Origin of the sequence: Actinomadura formosensis NBRC 14204, from assembly GCF_001552155.1 — a bacterium.
GTDB classification, from domain to species: Bacteria; Actinomycetota; Actinomycetes; order Streptosporangiales; family Streptosporangiaceae; genus Spirillospora; species Spirillospora formosensis.
In genome coordinates this window covers 1-19857 of record NZ_BCQQ01000043.1, presented here as the reverse complement: position 1 = coordinate 19857, position 19857 = coordinate 1, and the positions used below count along the sequence as shown (strand labels likewise).

General features: G+C 71.3%; 22 protein-coding genes. 13 read left to right on the top strand and 9 right to left on the bottom strand.

What is annotated here, in order from left to right; all coding sequences use genetic code 11:
• Nucleotides 1–96: 96 nt before the first annotated feature.
• Nucleotides 97–426 carry a WhiB family transcriptional regulator gene (locus tag AF1_RS13970; RefSeq protein ID WP_067797879.1) on the bottom strand — a complete coding sequence of 110 codons (330 nt, stop codon included), beginning with the start codon at nucleotides 424–426 and terminating at the stop codon, nucleotides 97–99.
• A 140-nt stretch (nucleotides 427–566) separates the two neighbouring features.
• On the opposite strand from AF1_RS13970, the gene AF1_RS13965 reads away from it, so the two are divergent.
• Nucleotides 567–1043: a GNAT family N-acetyltransferase gene (locus AF1_RS13965; RefSeq protein ID WP_407642196.1), complete on the top strand. Its 477-nt coding sequence runs from the start codon at nucleotides 567–569 to the stop codon at nucleotides 1041–1043.
• A gap of 13 nt (nucleotides 1044–1056) precedes the next feature.
• On the opposite strand, the gene sepF is transcribed toward AF1_RS13965, so the two are convergent.
• Entirely contained in the window at nucleotides 1057–1263 is a 207-nt protein-coding gene (gene sepF, locus AF1_RS13960; RefSeq protein WP_067797873.1) for a cell division protein SepF, read from the bottom strand.
• 214 nt (nucleotides 1264–1477) lie between these two features.
• Here sepF and AF1_RS13955 point away from each other — a divergent pair, with 214 nt between their 5' ends.
• A complete protein-coding gene (locus tag AF1_RS13955) occupies nucleotides 1478–1894 on the top strand; it encodes an ATP-binding protein (RefSeq protein WP_067797870.1) in 417 nt (138 codons plus the stop codon).
• A 124-nt stretch (nucleotides 1895–2018) separates the two neighbouring features.
• Here the strand turns inward: AF1_RS13955 and AF1_RS13950 are convergent, their stop codons facing one another.
• Nucleotides 2019–2492: a MarR family winged helix-turn-helix transcriptional regulator gene (locus AF1_RS13950; RefSeq protein WP_067797866.1), complete on the bottom strand. Its 474-nt coding sequence runs from the start codon at nucleotides 2490–2492 to the stop codon at nucleotides 2019–2021.
• A gap of 100 nt (nucleotides 2493–2592) precedes the next feature.
• Here AF1_RS13950 and AF1_RS13945 point away from each other — a divergent pair, with 100 nt between their 5' ends.
• Nucleotides 2593–3738, top strand: a complete 1146-nt coding sequence (locus AF1_RS13945) for a PP2C family protein-serine/threonine phosphatase (protein WP_067797863.1) — start codon at nucleotides 2593–2595, stop codon at nucleotides 3736–3738.
• A gap of 4 nt (nucleotides 3739–3742) precedes the next feature.
• Here AF1_RS13945 and AF1_RS13940 read toward each other — a convergent pair whose 3' ends face one another.
• Genes AF1_RS13940 through AF1_RS13930 form a run of 3 tightly spaced genes read right to left on the bottom strand, consistent with a single transcriptional unit; the run spans nucleotide 3743 to nucleotide 7049 of the window.
• A complete protein-coding gene (locus AF1_RS13940; protein ID WP_067797860.1) occupies nucleotides 3743–4180 on the bottom strand; it encodes a response regulator in 438 nt (145 codons plus the stop codon).
• Entirely contained in the window at nucleotides 4177–5853 is a 1677-nt protein-coding gene (locus AF1_RS13935) for a sensor histidine kinase (protein ID WP_067797857.1), read from the bottom strand. Before AF1_RS13935 ends, AF1_RS13940 begins: the two co-directional genes overlap by 4 nt.
• Nucleotides 5853–7049 carry a PP2C family protein-serine/threonine phosphatase gene (locus tag AF1_RS13930; protein WP_067797854.1) on the bottom strand — a complete coding sequence of 399 codons (1197 nt, stop codon included), beginning with the start codon at nucleotides 7047–7049 and terminating at the stop codon, nucleotides 5853–5855. Before AF1_RS13930 ends, AF1_RS13935 begins: the two co-directional genes overlap by 1 nt.
• Before the next feature lie 265 nt (nucleotides 7050–7314).
• Between AF1_RS13930 and AF1_RS13925 the strand changes: the two genes are divergently transcribed.
• Both AF1_RS13925 and AF1_RS13920 read left to right on the top strand, forming a co-directional pair.
• On the top strand, nucleotides 7315–7866 hold the full coding sequence (locus AF1_RS13925; protein WP_242608668.1) for an RNA polymerase sigma factor: 552 nt from the start codon (nucleotides 7315–7317) through the stop codon (nucleotides 7864–7866).
• On the top strand, nucleotides 7863–9011 hold the full coding sequence (locus AF1_RS13920; protein ID WP_067797851.1) for a CU044_5270 family protein: 1149 nt from the start codon (nucleotides 7863–7865) through the stop codon (nucleotides 9009–9011). The genes AF1_RS13925 and AF1_RS13920 overlap by 4 nt, the downstream gene beginning before the upstream one ends.
• 69 nt (nucleotides 9012–9080) lie before the next feature.
• Here AF1_RS13920 and AF1_RS13915 read toward each other — a convergent pair whose 3' ends face one another.
• A complete protein-coding gene (locus AF1_RS13915; protein WP_067797847.1) occupies nucleotides 9081–9395 on the bottom strand; it encodes a hypothetical protein in 315 nt (104 codons plus the stop codon).
• 143 nt (nucleotides 9396–9538) lie between these two features.
• Between AF1_RS13915 and AF1_RS13910 the strand changes: the two genes are divergently transcribed.
• The 3 genes from AF1_RS13910 to AF1_RS13900 all read left to right on the top strand — a co-directional run bounded on the left by AF1_RS13910 (nucleotide 9539) and on the right by AF1_RS13900 (nucleotide 14077).
• Nucleotides 9539–11002 carry a pentapeptide repeat-containing protein gene (locus AF1_RS13910; protein ID WP_131732446.1) on the top strand — a complete coding sequence of 488 codons (1464 nt, stop codon included), beginning with the start codon at nucleotides 9539–9541 and terminating at the stop codon, nucleotides 11000–11002.
• Nucleotides 11003–11130: 128 nt separating this feature from the next.
• Nucleotides 11131–13215 carry an RNA degradosome polyphosphate kinase gene (locus tag AF1_RS13905; RefSeq protein WP_067797840.1) on the top strand — a complete coding sequence of 695 codons (2085 nt, stop codon included), beginning with the start codon at nucleotides 11131–11133 and terminating at the stop codon, nucleotides 13213–13215.
• Nucleotides 13208–14077, top strand: a complete 870-nt coding sequence (locus AF1_RS13900; RefSeq protein ID WP_067797837.1) for an NUDIX hydrolase — start codon at nucleotides 13208–13210, stop codon at nucleotides 14075–14077. The genes AF1_RS13905 and AF1_RS13900 overlap by 8 nt, the downstream gene beginning before the upstream one ends.
• Here the strand turns inward: AF1_RS13900 and AF1_RS13895 are convergent.
• Nucleotides 14074–15567, bottom strand: a complete 1494-nt coding sequence (locus AF1_RS13895) for a CYTH and CHAD domain-containing protein (protein WP_067797834.1) — start codon at nucleotides 15565–15567, stop codon at nucleotides 14074–14076. The genes AF1_RS13900 and AF1_RS13895 overlap by 4 nt on opposite strands.
• A 115-nt stretch (nucleotides 15568–15682) precedes the next feature.
• Here AF1_RS13895 and AF1_RS13890 point away from each other — a divergent pair, with 115 nt between their 5' ends.
• A complete protein-coding gene (locus AF1_RS13890; RefSeq protein ID WP_084262871.1) occupies nucleotides 15683–16378 on the top strand; it encodes an HAD family hydrolase in 696 nt (231 codons plus the stop codon).
• Here AF1_RS13890 and AF1_RS13885 read toward each other — a convergent pair.
• On the bottom strand, nucleotides 16304–16918 hold the full coding sequence (locus tag AF1_RS13885) for a TetR/AcrR family transcriptional regulator (protein ID WP_067797831.1): 615 nt from the start codon (nucleotides 16916–16918) through the stop codon (nucleotides 16304–16306). The genes AF1_RS13890 and AF1_RS13885 overlap by 75 nt on opposite strands.
• Nucleotides 16919–16981: 63 nt before the next feature.
• Here AF1_RS13885 and AF1_RS13880 point away from each other — a divergent pair, with 63 nt between their 5' ends.
• The 4 genes from AF1_RS13880 to AF1_RS13865 all read left to right on the top strand — a co-directional run bounded on the left by AF1_RS13880 (nucleotide 16982) and on the right by AF1_RS13865 (nucleotide 19486).
• A complete protein-coding gene (locus tag AF1_RS13880) occupies nucleotides 16982–17383 on the top strand; it encodes a nuclear transport factor 2 family protein (protein WP_067797828.1) in 402 nt (133 codons plus the stop codon).
• A 73-nt stretch (nucleotides 17384–17456) separates the two neighbouring features.
• Nucleotides 17457–17765, top strand: coding sequence for a hypothetical protein (locus AF1_RS13875; RefSeq protein WP_067797825.1), 309 nt, complete (start codon nucleotides 17457–17459; stop codon nucleotides 17763–17765).
• A gap of 474 nt (nucleotides 17766–18239) precedes the next feature.
• The gene (locus AF1_RS13870) at nucleotides 18240–18770 is read left to right on the top strand and encodes a GntR family transcriptional regulator (RefSeq protein WP_067797820.1); all 531 of its coding nucleotides are present in this window, start codon (nucleotides 18240–18242) and stop codon (nucleotides 18768–18770) included.
• 44 nt (nucleotides 18771–18814) lie between these two features.
• The gene (locus tag AF1_RS13865; protein ID WP_207393976.1) at nucleotides 18815–19486 is read left to right on the top strand and encodes a GntR family transcriptional regulator; all 672 of its coding nucleotides are present in this window, start codon (nucleotides 18815–18817) and stop codon (nucleotides 19484–19486) included.
• The last annotated feature ends 371 nt before the right edge of the window (nucleotides 19487–19857 follow it).

Below are 19857 nucleotides of genomic sequence, written 5' to 3'. Positions count from 1 at the left end.
CCCCGGGTGCCGCCCCGCACGGCACCTCCGGCATCGGCGGCCGAGGTCCTGGACGACCCGCCGGCCCGCCGCTTCGCGGGCAGGAGCTCTGCCTCCCTAGGCGGCCGGCGCGTGCTCCGACTCGGACGCGTCGCCGCGCACCACGATGACGGGCAGCGGGCGCCGCGCCGGGGCATCGGCCGTCCGGCGCAGGTAGCGGCGCTCCTCCGGGGTCGTCCCGCCCCAGATGCCGTCGGGCTCGCCCACCCGCAGCGCCCACGCCAGGCATTCGGCGCGCACCGGGCAGTTGGCACAGATCTCCTTGGCCGCGTCCTGCTGCGCCTGGAGGAGCGGCGCCGAGTAGCCGATCGGGAAGAAGAGGTCGGGATCGGCACCACGGCAGATGGCGTGGTCGGTCCAGTGTTCCTCGTTCTCGTTGCTGTGCATTGGCTTCTCCCTGCGCGGCGACGAGACCACCGTGGGTTCGGCCCGGCGGGGGTGGTCTCCACTCAACGTAGTACTACCGCCCGTAGTACTACAAGACATACATGAACGATGCAACTTAACGTCCGGATAACCTGTGAGATGTGCAGCGTGATGAAGAAGTGACCATCCGCGAGGCCACGGCCGACGATCTGCCGGGGATCGTCCGGCTCCTGGCCGACGATCCCCTCGGATCGACCCGTGAAACCCCGGGAGAGAGGATCCCGGAGTCCTACTTCACCGCCTTCGCCGCGATCGAGAAGGACCCCAACAACACCGTGATCATCGCGGAGATCGACGGCGCGCTCGCCGGCACCCTGCAGCTCACCTTCATTCCCGGCCTCACCTACACCGGCGGTGAGCGCGCCCAGATCGAGGGCGTCCGCGTCGCCTCCGACCAGCGCGGCCGCGGCGTCGGCCAGCTCATGATCAACTGGGCCATCGACCGGGCCCGGGCCCGCGGCTGCCGGGTCGTCCAGCTCACCACCGACCGCCAGCGCCCCGACGCGATCCGCTTCTACCAGAAGATCGGCTTCCGCCCCTCCCACATGGGAATGAAGTACCCCCTCACGGACGGGTAGCGGCGATCGGGCTTCAGGGCTGCAGGAGGAAGAGCTTCCGGTCCACGCGGTCGAGCGCACCGCCCCGTCCGAAGACGAGCCCGGTCGCGAAGTCGACGAGCTGCCTGGCTTCGGCGTCGGACAGATCGCTCAAGTCCATGAGGACCGGCACACCCTTGCGGAAGAAGTGCCCGACGTACAGCACCTCGTTGTAGTTCTGGGGACGCAACGACTTGACCACCGCCCCAGTGTGCACGTCTCCCCGGCCTGGTCAAGGCCGAACGCAGGCTCTGGCAGGGTCACCGGAGCGGAAGGCGCGCTCGCTGCTCCGCCCGTTGCGGGAGGGCATCCAGAGCCCTGAACAGAGACAAGCAATTAACACAGTATTCCCGTGGCAGAAGTTTCCATGGAAGATGCGGGGGAAATCTGCTGCCATAGGAACGGAGGCGATTGGCATGGAGGTCGTCCTCGAAATGACCCTGCCGAGGAACGCCGAGAGCGCACCGCTGGTGCGACATACGCTCGACGCCTCTCTCCGCGGGCTCGGAGTGGGTTCTGAGATCCGTGCCGATATCGCGCTGGCCCTGGGGGAGGCGTGCGCGAACGTCATCCAGCACGCGGCGGCCGGAATGGAGTACGAGGTCCGGGCTCGGATGGACGGGACGAGGTGCGTCGTGGAGGTCATCGACGGGGGCACGGGCGAGGCGGAACCCGAGGAGAACGCCGGGTGGGGGGCCGCGCAGGCGGCACCGCTCGCCGAGCATGGCCGGGGGCTCCAGCTGATGCGGGCGTTCACGGAGGAACTTCACATAGCCGAACGCGTTCACCGGAGCGGCTCGATCGTGCATTTCGAAAAGTCGCTGGCGAGCTGACGCGCCTGGCCGCGCCCCGGCGGCGTCCGCCGGACCCGCGACTCGTTGGCGCAAATAATGATAACCGTTCAGCTTGCGGGTACTTTGCCGAGCAAATTCCCCCATTTGCGGAAAAGCGGACGAGTCAGGCGAGCATGGAGAGCGAGCCGCCCTCGTCGTCCGGCCTGGAGGCCGCCTCGTGGAATTCCGTGAGACCCCAGAGCAGCGCGGCCCGCGCGGACGCCGGCATCTGCGCGAGCACGCGGGTGAGATCCTCCAGCCGCCGCAGCCGGAGCCGGTCGAGCAGCGCCTGCCCGTCGGCGCTCAGCCGGACGGTGACCTCGCGGCGGTCCCGGCCGGGGTCGCGGGTCAGCAGCCCGGCCGCCTCCAGCCGGTCGCACAGCCGGCTCGCCGAGGACACCAGCGCGCCCAGTTCACCCGCCAGGTTGCTGACGTTGACCGGCCCCCGCTCCAGCACGAACAGCGCGCGCAACTGCGTGGACGGGACGGGCACATCCGGGGCATTGTGGGCGCGCGACCACACGTTCATCAAGGTGGACGCCGCACTGTCGAGGGCCGCCGCGGAATCCGCGGTCCCGTCACCCGGCGCGTCCACCATGCCCTCCACTGTTACATACGACGTCGCCGACGGCATCCTCGGACCGGCGGGCCCGGGGGATGCCGAAGACGGCTCGGTCCCTACCCCGGCGAGGATTTCCATGCATCGCGAACCCGCGGACGACGATTCCTTCGCGGCGATCGAGGAGGCGCTCTGGGCGGCGCCGCCGCACGAACTGATCAAGATCGCGACCGGCCTGCTGGACCGGCGGGGGATCGGCGCCGAGGTCCTCCTCATCGACTACCGGCAGGCGTTCCTCGTCCGGAGCGGCCCGGGTGAGCAGGACGTGCCGGTCGACAACACGGCGCCCGGACGCGCGTTCGCCGCGCAGCGGGCCGTCCGGGAGGAGGACGCCGTCCACCTGCCGCTGACCGTGCGGGGCGAGCGCCTCGGCGTGCTCACCGTCCGCCCCCCGGACGGCGGGCCGCCCTGGCTGGACGGCTTCGCCCCCGTCCTCGCCCGCGCCCTGAAGATCGCCGACCAGGGCACCGACCTGTACCGGCGGATCCGCCGGCGGACCCGGCTGACGCTGGCCGCCGAGATGCAGTGGGACCTGCTGCCCGCGCCGTCCTACCAGTCCGCCGAGTTCCGCTTCGCCGGCCAGCTCGAACCGGCGTACGCGGTGTGGGGCGACAACTTCGACTGGGCGGTGTCCGGCGAGCGGCTCACGCTGACCGTCAGCAACGGCATGGGCTCGGGGACGGACGCGGCCGCGCTCACCCATCTGGCGATCAGCGCGCTGCGCAACGCGCGCCGGTCCGGCGCCGACATCGCCGAGCAGGCGGCGCTCGGTGACCAGGCGCTGTACGCGCGGCACCGGGGCGAGCAGCACGTGGCCACGCTGCTGATGGACTTCGACCTCGGCACCGGACGGGTCGGGGTCGTCGACGCGGGCTCGCCCCGGATCCTCCGGATGCGCGGCGGCGTCACCGAAGGGATCGGGTTCGACGCGCAGATGCCGCTCGGGATGTTCGGCGACACCCGCTACACCACCGAGGAGTTCACCGTCGAGCGAAGTGACCGCCTGGTCATCATCAGCGACGGGATACACGCCGCCCTCTCCCCGAGCGGTGCCGCCTACGGGGGTTCCGCGCTGCTCCAGGCGCTGCGCGCCACCCGGCTGCAGGACCCGCCGGAGGCCGTCCGCACGATCATCCGGCACTTCGTCGAGTACCACGGGGACTCCGCGCCCGCCGACGACGCCGTGGTCGTCTGCGTCGACTGGATCGGCCGGGACGGCGGCTGAGCGGTCAGCGCGGCAGCTTGACCACCGTGACGAAGAAGTCGTCGATCCGCCGGACGACGGAGATGAACTGGTCGAAGTCGACCGGCTTGGTGACGTAGGCGTTGGCGTGCAGGTGGTAGCTGCGCAGGATGTCCTCGTCCGCCTCGGACGTGGTGAGCACGACGACCGGGATGCGGCGCAGGTCTTCGTCGTGCTTGATCTCCTCCAGCACCTCGCGGCCGTCCTTGCGCGGCAGGTTCAGGTCGAGCAGCACCATGTCGGGGCGGGGCGCGTCACCGTACTCGCCCTCCCGGCGCAGGAACGCCATCGCCTGCTCACCGTCGTTGACGACGTGCAGGGTGTTGTTGACCTTGTTGTGCTCGAACGCCTCGACGGTCAGCAGGACGTCGCCGGGGTCGTCCTCGACGAGCAGGACCTCGATGGGGCGCGGGCTCTGGTTCATGAGTCGTCTCCGTTGGTGGTGGGCGGCCGGGCCGGCAGGGTCCACCGGAAGGTGGTGCCGGGCGTGTCGCCGCGGTCGTCGGTGTCGAGCCAGATGCGCCCGCCGTGGAATTCGACGATCTTCTTGCAGAGCGCGAGGCCGATGCCCGTGCCGGTGTACTCGTCCCGCGGATGCAGCCGCTGGAAGATCAGGAAGATGCGGTCGGCGTACCGGGGTTCGACGCCGATGCCGTTGTCGGCGCAGCGGAACACCCACTCCTCGCCGTCCCGGTCGGCGTCGATGGTGACGCGGGGAGGCACGCCCTCACGGCGGAACTTGATCGCGTTGCCGATGAGGTTCTGGAACAGCTGGATGAGCTGCGTGCGGTCGCCGGGCACGTCCGGCAGATCCCCGATCTCCACCTCGGCGCCGGTCTCCTCGCACAGCGCCCCCAGGTTGTCGAGGGCCTGCCGGGCGACCTCCCCCAGGTCGACGGACTCCTCGGGCTGCGACATCCGGCCGACCCTGGAGAAGCTCAGCAGGTCGTTGATGAGGGCCTGCATGCGCTTGGCGCCGTCCACCGCGAACGTGATGTACTGCCGGCCCCGATCGTCCAGCTGGTCCCCGTACCGGCGCTCGATCATCTGGCAGAAGCTCGCGACCTTGCGCAGCGGCTCCTGCAGGTCGTGGCTCGCCACATAGGCGAACTGCTCCAGTTCGGCGTTGGACCGGCGCAGCTCCTCGGTCTGCTCGTTGAGCAGCCGGCTCTTGTCCTCGCTGGCCCGCCACCCGTCGATGATCCGGGTGCGCATCGCGTCGATGATCGCCGCGAGCTCGTTGATCTCGGCCGGGCCGGGGACGTCGAGGGAGTGTCCGAGGTCGCCCTGGGACACCGCGCGGACCCGTCCGGTCAGCGTGGACACCGGGGTCAGCACCGTCCGGCGGAACAGCAGGACGAGCGCCAGCGCGGCCACGACGACCAGGGCGAGCGCGGCGACCGCCGACCACTGGGCCGTCCGCGCGCGGGAGCGCAGCTCCGTGGAGGCCCGGTCGTGCAGCTTCGCGATGCCGTTCTGCAGCGGGGTCATGTCGCCGCTGACCTCGTTGAGCAGCCGCCGCGCCTGCTGGCTCCGGCCGGGCTCGACGCCCTGCCCGCCGGGTCCCGCCGCGATCGTGTCGGCGAACTCCGTCCGCCAGATCCCGGAATCGGACGTGGCCTCGTTCAGCAGGCGGTCGACCTCTTCGCTGCCCGCCACCCCGGAGAGGAGCCGGCGCATCCGCGCCGCGGAATCCGCCTCCTGCCGCACGGCGTCGCGGTACCGGTTGAGGTGTTCGGCCCTGCCGTCCTGCGCGTAGTCGCGGATGGCCATGTCCTGGAGGGTGACGGCCGTCGAGAGCCGGAACTGCTCCAGCGTCGCCGGATCGACCCGGTTGATGAGGACGTCGCGCGCCTGGTTGTTCCCGTACAGCGCGGTCCCGGCCTGGACGAAGACGATCAGGAGGAGCAGGCCGAGGACGAGCGAGCCGATCCGGTAGATCTGGACGAGCCGGATGCGGCCCATCCCGTGCCCCTCGGGAATGTCCACCGCGGGCAGCACGACCGCCGGGCCGCCGGGCCGGGCCTCGCCTCCGCCGTCGCCGCCGGGCGGCTCCGGCGTGCCCGCATCGGTCGTCTCCGTGCCTTCCGTGGCCATCAGCCGTCCCCCCGGCTCAGCAGCAGGACGGCCAGATCGTCGGACAGGATGCCCCCGTTCAGCCGTTCCGCCTCCGCGATGAGCCCGTCGATGAGCACGTCGCCGCGCCGGCCGTCGCCGTGCGCGATCTTCGCCAGCTCCATCAGACCGGGCAGGTCGAGGTACCCGCCGTCGCCGGCCCGCCCCTCGATCAGTCCGTCGGTGTAGAGCATCAGTCCCCACGAGTCGCCGAGTTCCAGGTCGACCGCGGGCCAGTCGGCACCGGGGAGCAGCCCGAGCGCCGGCCCGCGCGGCTCGTCCGGCAGGGGCTCCACGCCGCCCGGCGTGAAGAACAGCGGGCGCGGGTGACCGGCCTGGTACACCCGGGCGCTGCGCCGGTCCGGCGCGATCGTCACCATGCACACGGTGGTGAAGATCTCCTCGGCCCACCGCTCGTGCTGCAGGACGGTGTCGAGCGTGTCGAGGAGCCGCCCCCCGGTGTGCCCGCTGAGGACGAGCGTGCGCCACGCCATGCGGAGCCGCACCCCGAGGGACGCCTCGTCCGCGCCGTGCCCGCTGACGTCGCCGATCACCGCGTGGACGGACCCGTCGGCGGTCTCCACGGTGTCGTGGAAGTCACCGCCGAGCAGCGCGCGGTCGCGTCCCGGACGGTACCGGGTGTGGTGCCGCAGCGTGCCGTCGTTCAGGATCGGGACGGGCAGCAGCCCCCGCTCCAGCCGGGCGTTCTCCCGGCTCAGCGCCCGCGCCTCGACGAGCTGCCGCTCCGACTCGTCCGCGCGCTTGCGCTCGATCGCGTAGCTGATCGCGCGGGTCAGCAGCGCGCCGTCCACGTCCTGTTTGACGAGGTAGTCCTGGGCGCCGGCGGCGACGGCCTCCACCCCGACGTGGGCGTCGGCCAGGCCGGTCAGGACGAGGACGGCGGTGGCGGGCGCGTGCGTGCGCACCTCGCGGAGGGCGTCGAGGCCCTGCGCGTCCGGCAGGGACAGGTCGACGATGACGCACTGGATCTCCGGGCGCAGCGCGTCGACGGCCTCGCGGAGCGTGGTCGCGACGGTGATCCGGAGGCCGGGCTGCGCCTCGGTCAGCAGTTCCTCGAACAGGAACGCATCGCCCGGATCGTCCTCGACGAGGAGCAGGTGCGGGGAGCCCGCGACACCGAGGAGACGCTCCGCACCGCGACTGTGCATCGCGGCCATCTCTCAGCTCCTTCGGTCCGGCGCAACCGTACGGATCAGGCGGGTTTGATTGCCGTCGAGCAAATATTAGAGGTATCCGGGCGGTGAAATGGACAGCAAACACCCGAATCGGGGGGCGGCCCCAACCTACTGGGAGCCTCCGGGAGGACGACACCATCCCTTGTAACAACGCCGCTCCCCCGGCCACTACCTCATGACATGAACACCTGGACGGACGGAGAAGCGGTGTCGGACGACAGCGGCGGAGGGACGGGCGGTGGCCGGCGTGACTCCCGATGAACAGCGCTTCACCGCGATCTACGACGAGTGCCGGCAGCGCGTGTGGGCGTACGCCGCCGCGCGGGCCGGGCGGCAGGTCGCGGACGAGGTGGTGAGCGAGACGTTCGCGATCGCGTGGCGGCGGTTCGCCGACGTTCCCGAACCGGCCCTGCCGTGGCTGCTCGGCGTCGCGCGGAACGTGCTGCGCGACGGCCACCGGGCGGAGAAGCGGCGTGAGTCGTTCACCGCGGAGCTGGGCCGCTCGGCCCGGCGGTCCGCCGGCGACATCGCCGAGGACGTGGCGGAACGGCTCGCCGTGCTGCGCGCGATGGCCACGCTGCCGGAGAGCGATCGGGAGATCCTGATCCTGATCGCCTGGCAGGGGCTGACGCCGCGGGAGGCGGCCAAGGTCGTCCGCTGCTCACCGGCCGCGCTGCGCGTCCGCCTGCACCGCGCCCGCCGCCGCCTCCTCCGCGCCGCCGAGCAGGAGGCCGGTGGCAGGACCGCGCGGGCCGGCGGGCGGCCGCAGGTAGGGATCATCAACGAGGAGATGTCATGAGGGACGTGCTGCACACCCTGCGCGAGGCAAGGCCGGCCGAATTCGATCCGGACGTGCCCGTCGACGACGGTGTCCGGCGTGCCGAGCTGGCGCGGGCCATGGCGGGCGCGCAGGCCGCGCCGGAGCGGCGCCGGGTGCGCCGGGTGCGCCCGGTGTGGGGGCTGAGCCTGGCCGGGGCGGTGGCGGCGGGGGCGATCGTCGCGGCGACGGTGGTCACGACCGGCGGGAACCCGTCCGGCGGGACGCCGCGGGCGGGCGGGGCCGAACCGGTGCTCGACGCCCGGACCGTGCTGCTCGCGGCGGCGGAGAAGGCCGACGGGCAGACCGAGACGATGCGGGCGTACTGGCATCAGGTGACCATCTCGTCCCACACCTACCCGGTGAGGACGGACCGCTACGCCATGACCGTCCGGGACAGGGCGGAGTCCTGGACGCCGAGCAAGCCGGGCGTCAAGGCATGGGGGCTCCAGCAGAACCTCGGCGCCAAGCCCGCCACACCGCAGGACGAGGCGGCGTGGCGGCGCGCCGGATCGCCGGCCAAGTTCGAATTGGAAGTACCCGTTCTCCACAAGGCCGGAACGGCCAAGGCGCGGAGTAAGACGCTCCCGGCGCGGACCGCGCCCGGCCGTCCGGAGGTGAACAGCGCGGCGCTGGTCGACGGCGACAAGGTGTTCTGGCTCGGCCGGAACGTGACGATGCGGGATCTGCGCTCGCTGCCGTCCGATCCGAAACGACTCAAGGCCGAACTGCTGCGCTGGTACAAGGGCCACGGCACCGAGTCGGGCGCTCCGATGCCGGCGGACCAGTGGCTCTACGAGGTGGCGCACGGCCTGGTGCTGGACATGCCGGTGCAGCCGCGGGTCCGGGCGGCGGCATTCCGGATGCTGGCCGGTCTTCCGGCGGTGAAGTCGGTCGGAAAGGTGAAGGACCCGCAGGGCCGTCCCGGAGTCGCCATCGCCATGGACGAGAAGACGCAGGCCGGCGTGATCCGCCACCGGATGATCCTCGATCTGTCCACCGGCACCGCGCTGGCCGGTGAGAACATCATGCTGGTGCCGGCGGCCGGGACGAAGATCCCCGCCGGGCGGACGATGGACGCCACGGTCACGGTCACCTCGGAATGGACGAACTCCCACCCGGGCTGACCCATCACCCGAAGGGACGGTGCCACCCGATGGCGCCGTCCCTTCCCGGCGTTAGTGGCCGAGATGTGATCAAGCGCTTTTGGGCGTCCGGCGGGCCGTATTCTGCGCCGCCCTGCGCTGCGCGGCGGCCGCCTTCGCGCGGCCCAGACTTTCCCTGACCTTGGCGGCGCCACGCGCCGCGGTCAGGGTGTCCTTGGCGCGCCCGGCGTAAACGGCGAGCACCTCCGCGACGGGCGGCGGCTGCCATTCCTCCTTCGCGGTGATCGGCAGGACGGGGACGGGTGCGGCGGAGTTTCCGGGCACGGTGTTTCCAGTCACGGGGACGAGCGCGAGATGCGATTGGCAGTGCGGGCACTGCACCCCCGGATGGGTGTCTCTGCTCATAACACAAATCATTACGCGAGGGTCTGACAAAACAACCCCCCTTTTATCGCCGCCCCGCCGGGGGCCGGGGTGGCGCGGGGGTCGCAAGTACCTGACCGTCGGGAGACCTGCACTGCGCGGACCGCCGTGGGTAGAACGTGACAGTGACCCTTCACGAGCCTTCCTCACCGGCGGTGTTCTGGCCGCGCTGCACGGCCGTCCGCGGATGCATCGGGCGGGCCGCCGGCCGACTCGGAAGCTGCCCCGCCCACCTGCGCCCCCACGAGTTCGAGGAGTTCGTGGGCGCGCTCCGTCCGGGCGCCGACCTCGACCTGCGCGGCGTGACCGTGCCGGCATGGCTCCTCGACGCGGTCCTGGACGCCGTCACCGGGCCCGACGGGCGGCCCCACCTCGGCCGCACCCGTTTCGACGGCGCGGTGCTCCCCTCCGACGCCGTGCTGCGCGGCATCTGCGTGGAGGGCGACAGCTCGTTCGACGGCGCGTGCTTCCTCGGCGGCGTGTCGTGCTACGACGCGCGGTTCTTCGGCAACGTCTCGTTCCGGGGCGCGCGGTTCGGCCGCAACGTCTCCTTCCACGAGGCGCGCTTCCACCGGTTCACCTCGTTCGAGGAGGCCGTCTTCACCGGCGACGCCGTGTTCGGCGAGGCGCGCTGGCACGCCGACGCGTCGTTCCGGAAGGCGGTGTTCATGGGCGCGGCCTGCTTCGACCGCGCCCGGTTCGGCCGGGACGCGGCGATGCAGGCGGCGCGTTTCGGCGGCCCCGTCTCGTTCAAGCGCGTCCAGGTGACCCGGCACGCCCGGTTCGAGCGGACACGGTTCCGGCAGGGGGTGCGGCTCGGCCCGCTGGTCGCGGGCGGCCGGATCGGGCTGACGGACGCGAGCGTGCACGGCGGCCTGCGGGTGCACGCGGCGGTCCGGCAGGTCACGGCGCGCGGCGCGACCGTGCACGGGGAGGCCGGCTTCCGGCTGCGGCACGCCGAACTCGACCTGGAGGACGCGGTGTTCGAGGGCCCGGTCTCCGTCCGGCTGCTGGCCCATCCGATCCAGGGGCTGGCCGAGCCGCCGTGGCCGGGCCCCACGGCCGTCCGGGTCGTCTCGCTGCGGCGGGCGGACGCGGCCCGGCTGCACCTCGCCGACGTCGACCTGAGCGGCTGCGCCTTCCTCGGCCTGCGCCGCCCGGACACGCTGACGATCGCGGGCGAATGCTCGTTCGCGACCGTCGCGCACCGGGGGCCGTGGCAGTACGGCGGACGCGCGGTGCTCGCCGAGGATCTCATCCGGGGCACCGGCGGCACCGCCTACGACGACCGGCTCCGCGCCCTCTACCTGGAGCTGGCCCGCGCCGCCGCCGAGACCGGCCGGGGCCGCCTGGCCCGGGACTTCCGCTACGGCGCGCTGGAGATGCGGCGGCGCGCCGAGCGCGATCCGTGGCGCCGCCTCGGCCTGCACCTGCTCTGGATCACCTGCGGCTACGGGCTCCGGGCGGGACGCGCCGTCGCCTGGCTCGCCGTCATCGTGGCGCTGGTGTGCTGCGGCGCGTCCGCCCTGCACCATGACAACCGGGCGGACACCGCCCGCACCGCGCACCTGACCGGGCACAACACCTAGCGGACACCCCGCGGAACGCGGAAACCCGGTGTGATCTGCGGGAACTCCGGGCATGATCGAAGGGTCCAATACTCAGGTGAAACACCCGAGTTCGACCGTCGTTCATCTTGGTCAGGGAAAATCACGGTATGACCGTCACCCCGGGACAGCTCCCCCAGCCGGCCGAAGCGCTGCCGGACGATCGCTTCCTCGACCGGGAGGAGAGCTGGCTGAGATTCAACCAGCGCGTCCTGGAACTCGCCGAGGACCCCGACCTCCCGCTGCTCGAACGCGTCCGGTTCCTGTCGATCTTCGCCAGCAACCTGGACGAGTTCTTCATGGTCCGCGTCGCCGGCCTCGCCCGCCGGATGGCGACCGGGCTCGCCGTCCAGTCCGCGAGCGGCCGGCAACCCCGCGAGGTGCTGGAACGCACCGGCGAGGTCGCGCATGAGCTGATGGCGCGGCACGCGGCCTGCTTCCGTGCCGAGATCCGCCCCGCGCTCGGCGACGAGGGCATCGACATCCTGCGCTGGGACGGGCTGGCCGAGACCGAGCAGGAGCGGCTGCGGCGGCTGTTCCGCGACCGGATCTACCCCGTCCTCACCCCGCTCGTCGTCGACTCCGCGCACCCCTTCCCGTACATCTCGGGCCTGTCGCTGAACCTCGCGGTGATCGTCCGCGACCCGGAGACGGACGCGACGATGTTCGCCCGCGTCAAGGTGCCGCCGCTGCTGCCGCGCTTCATCGAGGCGTCCCCCGACCGGTTCACGCCGCTGGAGGACGTCATCGCCGCGCACCTCGGGCAGCTGTTCATCGGGATGGAGGTCGTCGAGCACCACGCGTTCCGCGTCACCCGCAACCAGGACCTGGAGATCGACGAGGACATCAGCGAGGGCCTGCTGCAGGCGCTCGAACGCGAGCTGCTGCGCCGCCGGTTCGGCCCGGTCGTCCGGCTGGAGGTCGAGGAGTCGATCTCCGCGGGCGTGCTGGAGCTGCTCACCTCCGAACTCCAGGTGGACGAGAGCCAGATCTACCGCGTCATCGGCCCGCTCGACCTCGGCGGCCTCGTGGCCATCGCCGACCTCGACCGCCCGGAGCTGAAATACCCGCCCTTCGTGCCGTCCAAGGAGGCGCTGCCGGAGGACGTGAGCATCTTCAACGCCATCCGCGAAGGGGACGTGCTCGTCCACCACCCGTACGACTCGTTCACCACCACCGTGCAGCGGCTGATCGAGGACGCCGCGGCCGACCCGCAGGTCCTCGCGATCAAGCAGACGCTGTACCGGACGAGCGGCGACTCCCCGATCGTGGACGCGCTGATGAGCGCCGCCGAGGCGGGCAAACAGGTCGTGGTCGTCGTCGAGCTGAAGGCCCGGTTCGACGAGCGCGCCAACATCGCGTGGGCGCGCAAGCTGGAGACGGCCGGCTGCCACGTCGTGTACGGGTTCGTCGGGCTGAAGACGCACTGCAAGCTCGCGCTCGTCGTCCGGCAGGACCCGGACGGCCAGCTGCGCCGCTACTGCCACATCGGCACCGGCAACTACCACCCGAAGACGGCCCGCCTCTACGAGGACTTCGGGCTGCTCACCGCCGATCCCGAGGTCGGCGAGGACGTCAGCGCCCTGTTCAACCACCTGACCGGCTACTCGCGGCAGAACTCCTACCACCGGCTGCTCGTCGCGCCGAACAGCCTGCGGTCCGGGCTCGTCCAGCGGATCGAGCACGAGATCGACAACCGGCGGGCCGGGCATCCCGCCCGCGTCCGGATCAAGTGCAACTCCCTCGTGGACGAGGTGCTCATCGACGCGCTGTACCGGGCGTCGAAGGCGGGGGTGCCGGTGGACATCTGGGTCCGCGGCATCTGCGCGCTGCGCCCCGGCGTGCCCGGCCTGTCGGACACGATCCGGGTGCGCAGCGTCCTCGGCCGGTTCCTGGAGCACTCCCGGGTGTTCGCGTTCGAGAACGGCGGCGAACCCGAGGTGTGGCTCGGCAGCGCCGACCTCATGCACCGCAACCTGGACCGCCGCGTCGAGGCCCTCGTCACCGTCACCGACCGGCCGCAGCGCGACGACCTGCTGTCCCTGCTCGGCCTGGCCATGGACGACGGCACCCGCGCGTGGACGCTCGCGGGCGACGGCACGTGGACCCGCAACCAGCCCCGGCCCGGCGAGACCCTGCTCGACATCCAGACGCACCTGGTCAAGAGCCGCCGGTGGAGGACCGTCGATGCCTGAGCCCGGTAAGCAGGTGGTCCACGCCGCGGGCGCGCTGCTGTGGCGGGACGGCCCCGAGTTCGCGGTGGTGCACCGTCCCCGCTACGACGACTGGTCGTTCCCCAAGGGCAAGGTCGACCGGGGCGAGCACGTGCTGCGCGCCGCCGTCCGGGAGATCGCGGAGGAGACGGGCATCGTCGCCCGGCTGGGGCACCGCCTGCCGTCCAGCACGTACCCGATCGGGGACCGGACGAAGCACGTCGACTACTGGGCGGCCCGGCCCGTCACCGAGAGCGTGTTCGCGCCCAACGACGAGGTGGACGAGCTGGTCTGGCTCCCGGCCGCCGAGGCGGAGGCCCGGCTCAGCTACGAACCCGACATCGACCTGCTCCGCGAGTTCCTGCGCGGGCCCGCCCGCACCTCGCCGCTGGTGATCCTGCGGCACGCGTCCGCCGGGGAGAAGCGCGCATGGCGCGAGGCCGACGAGCTGCGCCCCCTGGACACCGCCGGCCGCGGTGACGCGGCCGCCCTCGCCGGGCTGCTGCACGCCTACGGGCGGATGCGGGCGGTCAGCTCGACGACGGCGCGCTGCGTGGAGACCGTCCTGCCGTACGCGCGGCTCGCCCGGACCTCCGTCGTCACGGACCCGGCGTTCACCGTCGGCGACACCGGCCCGGACCGCGCCGCGGAACGGCTGCTCTCCCTGGCGGGCGCGCCGACGGTCGTGTGCACGCACGGCGAGGTCGTCTCCGCACTCGTCACCGGCCTGTGCAGGGAACTCGGCGAGAAGGTCCCCGACGACCCGCCCCTGCGCAAGGGCGAATTCTGGGTGGCCCACCTCGCCGGCGGCGCCATGGCCTCACTGGAGCGCCACAGCGTCTAGAACGACGGGCCGAGGGTCTGCGACCAGGTCGTCGCGAGGTGGTCGCGGGCGCTTTCGGCCTCGCACTGTTCCCTTCCGTAGAGGACACCGAGCGTGAACGCCTCCGCGGGTATCCGGGTGCGTTTCGCGGCCGCCGCGAGATGCTCCATGGCGATGACGCCGTCCTGGTAGCCGCCGAGGACCTCCTGGATCCGCTTGGCGTCCTTGACCACCCGTTTCGCCGCCACACCCAGCATCGGGACCGCCAGCTCCGCCGCGTACCGGGCGCGTTTGGCCTCCTTGCGGGTGTCGTGGCGCGCGGTCTCGGCGTCATCGGCCGTGCTGATCGACGCGTACTCCTTGGCCATCCGCTCCCACGCCCTGGTGACGAGGCCGGGCAGTTCCTTGCGGGCCTTCCTGCCCGCCGCCGCGGCGAGCGGCGGGTCGGCGATGAGCCCGTCGAGTTCGTCGAGCAGCGCGAAGTACCTCGGTTCCCTGAGGCTCGCGTTCATCCGCCGGTACGCGGCCCGCTCCTGCTTTTCCAGATCGTTCAGCAGGAACTCGGGCGCGCCCTGGAAGCGCATGCGCAGCACCTCAAGGTCGCGGACTTCGCCGAGGACCTCGGCCAGCCACCGCAGTTCCGGGCCGAGCGGGGAGGTCCTGCCCGTGTCCAGGACGGAACGGTAGCTGCGCAGCGCGCTCCTCGTCCGGCGCACCGCCACCCGCATCCGGTGGACGGCGTCGTCCTCGCCCAGCCGCGCCTTCGGGTCGAACTGCATGATCGCTTCGATCTGCTCGGCGAGATAGGCCATGACGACCTCGCCGGTGGTGATCGCCGGCCCCTTCCCGTTGCAGGTGGCCGCCGCGATCCGCGACCTGGCCGCCGCCCGCGCCGCCGCCGTCTCGGACGGCACCACGGCGCCCCCGAGCAGCCGCCCCAGCTTGGACGACGACTTGCCCTTCTTCGCGCCGCTCTTGCGGAGCCGCTTGCCTGCGGCTTTCAGCAGTTCGGGCGTGCCCGCCCCGAGCTCGACCTCGATCTCCCGCCACTGCTCAGGCTCGGAGTCCTGCCCGCCCCTGCCCGTCACCAGGTCGTCGGCGACCTCCGCCAGCTCGGTCCCGTCCGCCGCGAACAGCCGGACGACCGTCCGCCTGGTCTCCAGCGTCGCGACGGGACGCAGCTCGGCCCCCCGCGTGTACGCCGCGACCAGCCCCGCCAGCCGCGCCGGGACGACCAGCGGCCGGCCGAGCGGGGCCCGCAGCTCCTGCTTGCTGTCCGGGCCCACCGGCATCTTCAGGTGCCAGCCCGCGTCCGGCCCGCCCCGCCGCCGGCGCAGCGTGATCTTGTTGGCGGCGAGCCGCAGGTCGGCGGTGTCGAAATAGGTGGCGTGCAGCTCGTGGACCTCCGGCTCCCCGAGCGCCGCCACGCCCGGCAGGCCGGCCAGGTCCGGCAGGACGAAGTCGGCGGCGGCATCGTACTTCTGCTCGATTTCGAGATGCCTTTCGGGCACGCTCTGCTCCTTACGGACGCTCCATAACCGGCACACACACCCAGATGACAAGCATTTCACGCCGAGGTGGACGGCGGCAGAAACCTTTACGCACGGTCTCGTCTAGCATGCGTGCGTGCGGACACTGGTGCTCTGGGACATCGACCACACGCTCATCAACGCAGGCGGCATCAGCGCCGACATCTACGCGGGGGTGTTCCACCGCCTCTTCGGCCGTCCGCCCGAGAAGGTCGCCCCCATGGCCGGGCGCACCGACCGCGCCATCACCACCGAGACCCTCCGCCACCACGGCATAGAGCCGACGCCCGACCTCCTGGCCTCCTTCACGACCGCGCTGGCCGAGGCGTTCCAGGCCCGCTCCCACGAGTTCCCGTCCCGGGGGCACGTCCTGCCGGGCGTCCACGCCGCGCTGAAGTCCCTCGCCGCCCGTACGGACGTGATCCAGTCGGCGCTGACCGGCAACATGGAGCAGATCGCGGCCATCAAGCTGACCGCGTTCGCCCTCATCGGCTATTTCGACCTGGACGTGGGGGCTTACGGCATGGACGCGGTCGAGCGTCCGCCCCTCGTCGCCCTCGCGCAGCGGCGCGCGGCCCGCAAGTACGCCGGCGAGTTCACCGCCGCCAACACGGTCCTGATCGGGGACACGCCCCACGACGTCCGCGCGGGCCACGAAGGCGGCGCTCGCGTCATAGCGGTCGCGACGGGCGCCACCCCGGCCGCCGCCCTGCGCGTCTCAGGCGCGGAAGTGGTCCTCCCCGACCTGGCCGACACTCCGAAGACCGTCGAGGCGATCCTCGGCGGGCTCTGACAGCACGGCGCGGCACGCCGTGACGATCAGGTCGTCCACCGCGGGCGGGGGCGGGCGGCGGTCGAGCAGATGGCGGCGGACGGCGCCGTAGGGCACGTCCACCGTGGCGAACACGAGGCGTTCGCGGTCGAGCCCGGGATGCCGCCCGGCGAAGGCGTTGAGGGCGTCGACGCTTTCGCGGTTCAGCGCGGCGAACCGGTCGGGCCACTCGGCGACGAGGTCCTGCCGCCGGTGCAGGAGCAGGACGGCGGCCTCGTCCAGGTGGGAGCGGCACCATCGGGGCGTGTGCAGGGCGGCCGATTCGGCGTCGTCCGCCGCCAACGCCGTGATGAAGCCCTCCTGGAAACGCCGCACGCAGCGCGCCCACAGGGTGGCGAGCAGCAGGTCGCGCGAGCCGAACCGGTGGTAGATCGAGCCGGTCGGGGCACCGAGGCGCCTGGCGATGGCGCCGACCGTGGCGGCGGCGGGCCCGTCCTCGGCGGTCACCGCGAGGGCGGCGTCGAGGATCTGGTCCTCGCTGAACTTGGCCGGCCTTCCCAAGGGACGCCTCCCGTGTTTTAGTAATGAGGTCATTCTAGAACACACTCTCTAAAAGGTGACCCCATGACCGCAGACTCGGACGTCGTCGCCGGGTTCTACGCCGCCGCCCAGGCGGCCGACGCCGCCGCGCTCCTCGCCCTCCTGCATCCGGAATTCGAGGCCCACACCGCGCCCGGCCTGCCGTTCGGCGCCGGTGGCACCTTCCAAGGCCCCGAGGAGACGCTCACGCGGGTGTGGGGCGCTGTCTTCACCGAATACGACACCGCCCCCTATGCCGAGACCTGGCACGAGACCGGCGATGGGCTCGTGGTGGTGACCGGCCGCTACCGGGGCACCGCGCGCTCTACGGGACGCCCCTACGAGGCCGAGTTCGTCCATCTGTGGCGCGTCACCGGCGGCAAGATCTCATGGCTCCACCAGTACACCGACACGGCGCGGTGGCACGAGGCGCTGTCCCCGGCCTGACCAGGGATCAGAGGGAACCAGAACGCGGTCCGGCGCATCAATATGCCTGACATCGTCCGATACGGGGGTATCCGTGAAGCGTTCTGGGCTCGTTCTTTCCCTCGCCGCGCTCGGCGGCGTCCTGCTGCTCACCGGCTGCCAGACCAACTCGCACAGCTGCGTCAACGGCAAGTGCCACGTGACCGTGAACGGCGCCGGTCAGACCGTGGAGGTCGACGACGTCGACGTGACCGTCTCGCAGATCTCCGAGCGGGGCATGACCGTGTCCGCCGGCGGCTCCGCGCCGACCACGATCGGCAACGGGCAGCGCTCGCGGGTCGGCCCCGTCACGATCACGGTCACGTCCGTCGAGGGACAGAAGGTCAAGTTCGACCTGGAGTAGGCCGTATGAGCGGTGCCCGGCAACCTGCGCGGCATGAGCTACGCATTTCAGGCGGACGGCCTGGTCAAACCATTCGGGAAGACGACCACGACGTGAGGGCACGAGCCCGGCCAACCTGAGTGAGCCCTCCAGGCGTAGCCGTGGGGCGGGGTGCGCTGGGGGCGTATGGCGGCGGGCGGGACGACGGGAGGGCCGTCACGGCGGCGGGCCGAGTTAGGTGGGGTAGGGACCCACTCGGTCTCGTGCCTGTCCGCACGTCCAGTGACGGTCCCAGTCCGCCGGAACGTGTTCCGTCCGGTCAGCCGGAGCCGCGCGGCAACGGGCTGCACGCAGACCTACGTGTGGGAAGTCCTCACACGCGTTGCCGCGTACAAGGCTGCCCTCGCATGATCCGCAAGTCAGAGAGGCTGTGTGGATCAGTGCCTCCATAATGGTTTTCGCGAGAAGTGTTAGGACGTGGAAGGGTGGAGTGTCGTGTGGATCGTGAGTTCGTTGCCGTACCTGTCTCCACGGCAGGAGGGGGAAGTTGATGCGTGGACCGAGGAGGCTGCGCAGGCCGGCCGGGTCGGCTCGCAGCGATTGCGGGAAGTGTCGATAGAGGTTCCGCCCTCAGACGTGGCCTCGGCCTTGGGTCTGGCTCCGGGAGATTCCGCGGTGGTGCGGCGCAGAACGATGCTCCTGGATGGTCGGCCCGTCGAGCTGACCGATTCGTGGTATCCAGCGGAGATCGCAGACGGCACCGCTCTGGCCGCTATGGGGAAGATCAAAGGTGGGGCCGTGACCCTGCTGGCGAACCTGGGCTACTCGGTGCACGAGGCCCGGGAGGACATCGTGTTCCGGGGTGCTACGGCAGATGAAGCCGCCGAATTGGGCTTGCCGGTGGAGACGCCCGTGATCGTCCTGTCGCGTACCTGCCTGAACGCCGAAGGTGTGGCGTTCGAGGCGTCGCTCATGGTGATGGTCGCTGAGGGACGTCACCTGCGGTACCGGCTGATCGCGGGTTGACGACGTTGGCGCAACGAGCGGATGACCGCCCTCCGTACGAGCAGATGGCGGCCGAGATGCGAGCTCGGATCATGGCCGGAGACCTATTGCCGGGAACGCAACTGCCCTCCACGGCGCATCTGGTCACAGAGTTCGGCGTCTCCAACACGACTGTGCAGAAGGCTCTTGCGGTACTCAAGGCCGAGGGGTACCTGACGAGCCGCCAAGGCAAGGGCGTCTACGTCCGCGACCGTCAGCCGTTCCGGGTCGAGGTCGGGGCCTACTTCCCGCCCACCCCTGGCGGGTACTCCTATGAGCTGCTGCAAGTCGGGGAGGTTCCAGCGCCCAATGAGGTTGCCGGTGCGCTGGACATCGAGGCCGGAGACCATGTGCTGCTGCGTCGGCGCTTGCTGCGCCACGGCGGTCGGCCGGTAGAGATCGAGCGGTCGTACTACCCGTTGGAACTGGCGGGCGGTACCGAGCTTGCCGCATCACAGAGGATTCCCGGCGGAGCCCACCGGGTCCTGGCCGATCTTGGGTACGACCTACAGCACTTCGTAGACGCGGTGTCCTCACGGATGCCAACGAGCGAAGAGGTCGATCTCTTGGCGCTGCCAGACGTTCCGGTGATCCGGCAGTTCCGGGTGGCCTTCTCGCACGATGATCGTCCCGTAGAGGTTTCGGTACTGATCAAGGGCTCTCACCTGTACGAACTGATGTACCGCATGCCCGCCTGAGTCCCCCTGGACCGACATGCTGGGGCCGTGCCCGTGGTCGGGTTCTCGCGCATACTGCTTGTGTACTTATCGCGATATCCATTAAAGTCCCCATCGGATAGCACTGCGGCGCAGTCAAAACGAAGACGGCCCCGGCCCGACGCGGGAACGTCGGGGTAACCCGGGGCCTGGCCCGACTGGAAGGAGTCGGACTTATGGGAGATGTTACGGGCGGGCCGCTGGAGGTGCTGGCGGCGGAGCTGGCGCGGCGGGGATGGCGCGCGGAGGTGTCCGGGGGGACGCTGGTCACGGCGGCGGGTGCGCGGGGCGTCCGGGTGATCGTATGCGACGGCCGGCGGTTCCGGTGGGGTGGGGAGCGCGGGCACGTGCTG